Genomic DNA, 5,487 nt, shown 5'->3' with positions numbered 1-5,487 from the left:
TACTATATAGATTTAAGTAGAGTGTACATTGCACACCCTACTATTGCATTTCTCTCTGTTTCAGTATAAATCTAAGCTGTTTACGGAGTTTTCTATGAGAAAATGCTAACTGCAACAATTGCTGTTTGCGGAGCATTCCGTTAGGAAACACCTTTTAAACTGTCACGGTTAATTTTTTTTTATCCGATTCTAAACTGTTAAATAATCTCTCCCAATTTTCCGCAGTTGCTTGATTTTCTTTATCTCCTTTTGCTTCAAAAGTTGTATTCCAAGCCTTATTTTCTTCTAAAACTTTGACACAAAGTTCGGCAATATCATCCCGACTAACAACACCTTTAATATTATCTCCTTGGTCAAATATTAAAGCTTGATCACCTGGTTGTTCAGTCATCGCACAAGGTCGAATTACTGTATAAGGAATCCCACTGGAACGAACAACTTCTTCTCCTTTTAATTTCCAATTTAATAAACCTTTTAATTGGTCATTAAACTTCACTGCTGGAGGTTGTTCATCTAAGTTTAAACCTGGTCGCCCCGGACGAGTTACACCCGCTGAACTAACTAGAACAAATTTAGGTAATTGGTCGCTACCATAAGCTTTAATAGACTCAACTTCTAACTCAAAAAATCCTGGTGCAAATTTAGGATTAAGTTCTCGGTTATATTCAAATTTACTCAACATTAATTGACAGGAATAAATTTGACTGGGATTAAATGGTTGAGCATTTTCCACAACTTTGGCACGAAATACTGGAGTTAAATCTTTAAATGGAATGCGAATAGTTGTCCAGATATTGTAAACGGTGTCAAAAGAATAGCTATAACCAACCCCATCCCATTTGTCTTCGCAGCGCAGGAAAAATTTATAACGTTTACCATCTCCTTTGACCCGAAGTTCGATACCAGTAGATCCCAATAAATTCATTGGGGGGTCGAAGTTGCGGGTACGCACAGATACAAAACCGCCGGAGTTTTCTGTGGATACATTACCGGAGAAAAGAGCGCCGCTGTCTGTGAGACGAATAGAACTTTCGCTGACTCCACCCATGACAACATCATCTAATGCACCCCAGGTTTGTTTGAGGTCTTGGGTGGCGTTTGTGAAGTCAAAGATGATTTTTTTGTTGCTTGGTTGTAGTTGTGGTTTTGCTGCTGCTACTAAATTTTTCATACCTTCGTATTCGACGAGTTGGGGGTCTTCCACAACTTCTGGCATGAAAAATTTGATGCCTTGATAATATTTTTCCCGGTTTGGGTTGTCTCCTTCTACGGGTTGTACTCGCGTACCTGTACAACAGATAATTTTGCTAACGTCTTTGAATATCTCAGGAGTGAGGGTTTCTGGTTTGGTAATGTCGGCGGTTACTATTTCCACATTCTTACCGAGAACTTTTTGAGCTTTTTTAGCATCTCGAACGAGCGATCGTACTTGATAACCGCGTTTTAGGAGTCTAGGTACAACTCGTTTACCAACTCCACCATTAGCACCTACTACTAATACTACTTCTGATGTATTTGTTGCTTTAGGTGTTTTTTCACCGAATAATTTTTGTAACCATTTAACACTACCGATAAAAGGAACTACCCCGAAGTAAGATAGGGTCTGAAACAGTCTACTCGCTTTCCATTGAGATTTTTGGTTGTCAGTCATGGTAACATCCTTAAATTTTCCTTTTATATATATTAAGATATATTAAGAAAAATTGCATAATTGCCTTAGAAAAATTAATTTTTGATTTTATACAAATAGGGAGGAGGAAGGAGTGGTAGGGAAGTTGCATAAGGGAGTCCGTATAGAGTCAGGAAGAAAGATTGATACTCCGACTCTGTTGTAAAGCATCTTTGAAAATACCTATTACTAATCCTGGTAAAACCTGAGATTATGAAATTATTTTACTTCCATTATCAATCATAGTAAAAGCAATAATATCTACATTTTTTACATCAACTATAAATATTAATTGGTTCTAGTTTGGGATTATTGGGAAGGTTTATTTTTACCGAAAAATTCTCAAATATTTTCTATTGCCCATTGCCTATTCCCGGAAACCGGTAGGATTTTTATCTAGAAATAAAATAAGATTGCTACATAAGCTTTACCTATAGCAATCCTAAATAGGTTGTACAAATTTTTATAATAGTTAGTTTTAACTGAAAATATTTGAAATTGTTAATAAGGAGTTATCACAGGGGTTAAATTTTAAGGTAAACCACTTGAAAAGGTAAACCACTTGAAAAAGTAAAGTTTCTAAAATTTCCAGAATTTTGTACTGGTTATATAATTCCTGGACTTTCATAATTCAAAATTTTAGGAAATTAAGTATTTAGCTATAGATATAGAGGCAAAAAATGAACAATAACCAAAGATTTAATGCTGTCGTTAAACACCTAAAAACTTTAAATGAAAAACTTGATAGGTTTGAACGTAGACTCATTATTACTGATAGTGAAGAAAAGAAGTTTGAATTAGAGACGACAATTAAAGAAGAGATTCTTCCAAGAATATGTCGATATGAAGCTGAATATTGGGAGCTTTACCCTCAGAAATATATGGAAGCTATTATTATCTCTGATGATGAAGCTCAACCTAAATTACTTCAAATAGAACAAGCAGTTGAATCTATAGAACATATTCCAAATACTGAATATCCTGATGAATTGCTTTTACTATTGCAAGATATTCGAGCTAAGTTAAATGATTTAGATAAACCAGCAGCAGCTCAATTAAAGGTTGCTGTACCTTTAATTCCACCAATTGTATCTTACGAGTTAGAGATGGATACAGAGGGAGTTATGTATAAAACTTGGAAAGGTATTTCTAACTTGCTGAAGAGATCAGAAATGTCATCGGAAAAAATCAGGATTTTAGAGGACAAAAAACGACAACTAGAAAAAATTAAGGATGATTGGGAAAAGAGTAAAAACAATTGGGAAGAACGAAAAGTAGGTTATGAGAAAGACTTCACTATTACTAACAATGTATTTCGTAAATTTGAGGCACATAAAGAAATTAAAATATGTGAAGCAGAAATTAAAAAATGTGAAAAGGAAATCTTAGTTTTTCAGAAACAAATTGAGGATATAGATAGACAAATAGACGAAGAGAAAGGTACTATATATAGATTCATAAATCAAAGATTTAATGTTGTCGTTAAACACCTAAAAACGTTAAATGAAAAACTTTATAGGTTTGAAAAAGCACTCAATATTTCTTCTAGTGAAGAAAAGAAGTTTGAATTAGAGACGACAATTAAACAAGAGATTCTTCCGAGAATATGTCGATATGAAGCCGAATATTGGGCGCTTTACCCTCAGAAAGATATGGAAGCTATTATTATCTCTGATCATGAAGCTCAACCTAAATTACTTCAAATAGAACAAGCAGTTGAATCTATAGAATATATTCCAAATACTGAATATCCTCATAAATTGCTTTTACTATTGCAAGATATTCGAGCTAAGTTAGATGATTTAGATAAATCAGCAGCAGCTAAATTAAAGGCTGCTTTACCTTTGATTCCAGCAATTGTATCTTACGAGTTAGAGATGGATACAGAGGGAGTTATGTATAAAACCTGGAAAGGTATTTCTAACTTGCTGAGGAGATAGAAAATGTCATCGGAAAAAATAATAATTTTAGAGGACAAAAAACGACAACTAGAAAAAATTAAGAATGCCTGGGAAATAAGACGTATAAAGTTTGAGCAATAACTAATTATTGTATTTAGTATAGAAAACAAGATTGAGCTAGAAGCTAGAATTGAAAAATGTAAAGAAAAAATCTCATATTTTGAGAAACAAATTGAGGATATAGAGAGACAAATACAAGCAATAATTGATAACAGTGAAAATAGTTCTAAAACGGGAGGGGTAGCTACACCTCAGCCTCAACTAAAATATGCTGGATTTTACAAAAGAATGACTGCAGATTCTCTAGACATAAGTATCCTACTTATGGCCAGTATTATTGTTGATTTAATTGTTTATGGATTACCAGATAAACAAGAAGAGTTTTTCCGAGTTTTCTTCTTGTATATTTTACTTGGTTTTCTATATTATCCTGTTATAGTAGATACTACAAATACTTCTGAATCAGGCTACAGTGTCGTAGTTGTTTTGATATTTTTACAAGCATTTTTAGTCTTCATAAGCGACAATATAATCGCGGTACTTAGCCGAGAAAAGCAAGCTGTTAACGATATTATTGCTAGATGTTTAGTTATTAAAGGAAGGTAATCAAAATGCAACAATTTCCTCTTAAATTTGTCATTGGAACTGCTGGAATAATAATTGCTTCAGGAGTAATATCAAAACACATAGATCAATCAACGCCACCGATTTCTACTGGTCCTGTTCGTACTGCTACTACAGTTATTTGTGGCTCTCAGAAATCACTAATTGATCCTGGCAAATTTAATATAGATGGAGACTGGAGCTTGAAGTGGAGTGGTGGTGGATTTATTCATGAAGCGACACTTAGAATGCAGGGAAAATCAGGTGAAATGCTAGTTAAAGCTCCTGATTTGAATGATGGAGGTCAGAGATTTGTCTATCAAACCATGCAGCTTTATAATTCCTCTAGGGGATTAGTTCTATTAGGAAGTAATCCTGTTGACTATAAAACTCAAAATCCAAGTCAAAACTATGCTGCTGATAATTTTTTGATCAGAGTAGAAAATAATAAATTGACAATTACCAATTGTGATAATACAGGAAATAATTCACCTGTAAGTATTCAGTCTAGTCAATAGTAGTTACCTCAAGTTTTTGGTAATTTGAGTATTTACTGTAAAACAGATATCAAAGTTATAATCTGCAAATCTAAGTCAGGTGCGTCACTAACTGCGGGGTCGCACCATTTTTCCTTTTTGCCACAAATGATATAGCTCTAGTACGAGCAGGTTTGTGAGCTGACCATTGCTTTTATCCAGATATTACACATCCAAATTTACTACCCATAGAAACTTTTTCTCAATGGGATAGGGTGGGATATTGAGCAACTCAAATGTCTAGTCAGATTTTAGAATGGATAGAAAAACAGCGATCGCAAATTTTTAAAATAGGAGTTATCTTAAATCGACAGATCAAAAGGTGTTTTTTTAATTGCCTCACTGCTTCAGGTAAGATTATTGATAAAAATTATTAAATAGCTTTATAGAAAATCTCCAAGAAATTTTTTCTAGTCAATTTATAGAGTCTTAAATTTCCGAGTATTCTATTAAATAAGAATCTCGATTATAAATTCACTTCCCTCTGCCAATTGAGAATTACAAAAGATACGACCGCCATGTTTTTCTACCACAATTTGATAACTAATTGCTAACCCAATACCAGTACCCTTACCTACAGGTTTTGTGGTAAAAAAAGGATCGAATATTTGTTGCCGTACTTCTTCTGTCATACCCGTACCATTATCAGAAATGCTAATAGTAACAAATCTTTTTTCTCTGACTTCTGTTTGAATTTTTATTGTGGGAATTTCCTCTA

At 33.7% G+C, this 5,487-nt stretch carries 6 protein-coding genes; 4 read left to right on the top strand and 2 right to left on the bottom strand.

Going from position 1 to position 5,487, the window contains the following annotated elements; all coding sequences use genetic code 11:
* Positions 1-154: 154 nt before the first annotated feature.
* On the bottom strand, positions 155-1,651 hold the full coding sequence (locus tag F6K22_RS30065) for a CIA30 family protein (protein ID WP_293106642.1): 1,497 nt from the start codon (positions 1,649-1,651) through the stop codon (positions 155-157).
* A 698-nt stretch (positions 1,652-2,349) separates the two neighbouring features.
* Here F6K22_RS30065 and F6K22_RS30060 point away from each other — a divergent pair.
* The 4 genes from F6K22_RS30060 (at position 2,350) to F6K22_RS30045 (ending at position 5,146) form a co-directional block, all read left to right on the top strand.
* The gene (locus F6K22_RS30060) at positions 2,350-3,609 is read left to right on the top strand and encodes a hypothetical protein (RefSeq protein WP_293106639.1); all 1,260 of its coding nucleotides are present in this window, start codon (positions 2,350-2,352) and stop codon (positions 3,607-3,609) included.
* 309 nt (positions 3,610-3,918) lie between these two features.
* Positions 3,919-4,236: a hypothetical protein gene (locus tag F6K22_RS30055; RefSeq protein WP_293106636.1), complete on the top strand. Its 318-nt coding sequence runs from the start codon at positions 3,919-3,921 to the stop codon at positions 4,234-4,236.
* Positions 4,237-4,241: 5 nt separating this feature from the next.
* Complete coding sequence (locus tag F6K22_RS30050) at positions 4,242-4,751, top strand: hypothetical protein (protein ID WP_293106633.1); 510 nt, start codon at positions 4,242-4,244, stop codon at positions 4,749-4,751.
* Positions 4,752-5,005: 254 nt separating this feature from the next.
* Positions 5,006-5,146 (top strand): hypothetical protein, encoded by a 141-nt coding sequence (locus tag F6K22_RS30045; RefSeq protein ID WP_293106630.1) that lies wholly within the window; start codon positions 5,006-5,008, stop codon positions 5,144-5,146.
* A 72-nt stretch (positions 5,147-5,218) separates the two neighbouring features.
* Here F6K22_RS30045 and F6K22_RS30040 read toward each other — a convergent pair.
* A partial coding sequence (locus tag F6K22_RS30040; protein ID WP_293106627.1) for a sensor histidine kinase occupies positions 5,219-5,487 on the bottom strand: 269 nt, incomplete at its 5' end.

This window comes from Okeania sp. SIO2F4 (genome assembly GCF_010672385.1).
In the GTDB taxonomy this organism is placed as follows: Bacteria; Cyanobacteriota; Cyanobacteriia; order Cyanobacteriales; family Microcoleaceae; genus Trichodesmium.
Note: the sequence above shows the minus strand (reverse complement) of the source record. Positions and strands in the feature narration are given on the sequence as shown.

What these genes read in the sequence shown, in the direction of transcription:
- F6K22_RS30045 (WP_293106630.1), top strand. Translation starts at nt 5,006, where the DNA reads ATGTCTAGTCAGATTTTAGAATGGATAGAAAAACAGCGATCGCAAATT.
- F6K22_RS30050 (WP_293106633.1), top strand. Translation starts at nt 4,242, where the DNA reads ATGCAACAATTTCCTCTTAAATTTGTCATTGGAACTGCTGGAATAATA.
- F6K22_RS30065 (WP_293106642.1), bottom strand. Translation starts at nt 1,651, where the DNA reads ATGACTGACAACCAAAAATCTCAATGGAAAGCGAGTAGACTGTTTCAG.
- F6K22_RS30055 (WP_293106636.1), top strand. Translation starts at nt 3,919, where the DNA reads ATGACTGCAGATTCTCTAGACATAAGTATCCTACTTATGGCCAGTATT.
- F6K22_RS30060 (WP_293106639.1), top strand. Translation starts at nt 2,350, where the DNA reads ATGAACAATAACCAAAGATTTAATGCTGTCGTTAAACACCTAAAAACT.